The organism is Cupriavidus sp. SIMBA_020, from assembly GCF_046535395.1.
GTDB classification, from domain to species: Bacteria; Pseudomonadota; Gammaproteobacteria; order Burkholderiales; family Burkholderiaceae; genus Cupriavidus; species Cupriavidus campinensis.
The window spans coordinates 1-275 of record NZ_JAWRWU010000495.1 but is presented as its reverse complement, the minus strand read 5'-3'; the positions used below and the strand labels follow the sequence as shown (position 1 = coordinate 275).

The following is a 275-nucleotide window of genomic DNA, read 5'->3' as shown; positions in this document are numbered from 1 at the left end:
CTGTACGGGGTGGGGTTCTGGATGCCGACGCTGATCAAGAGCACCGGCGTGCAAAGCCCGCTGGCGATCGGCCTGCTGACGGCGGTGCCCAACCTGTTCGCGGTGATCGGCATGATCCTGATCGCGCGCAACTCCGACCGCAACCGCGAGCGCCGCTGGCACGTGGCCATCCCGGCCCTGTGCGGCGCGCTGGGGCTGCTGTTCTCGGCGATCTGGAGCGGCAACACGGTGCTGGCCATCCTGGCGCTGACGGTGGCCAACATCGGCATCTGCAC

The 275-nt window shown here is 68.7% G+C and carries 1 pseudogene; it reads left to right on the top strand.

The features are described 5' to 3' along the window. A pseudogene (locus SB751_RS30210) lies at positions 1 to 275 on the top strand (MFS transporter); the annotation flags it as partial.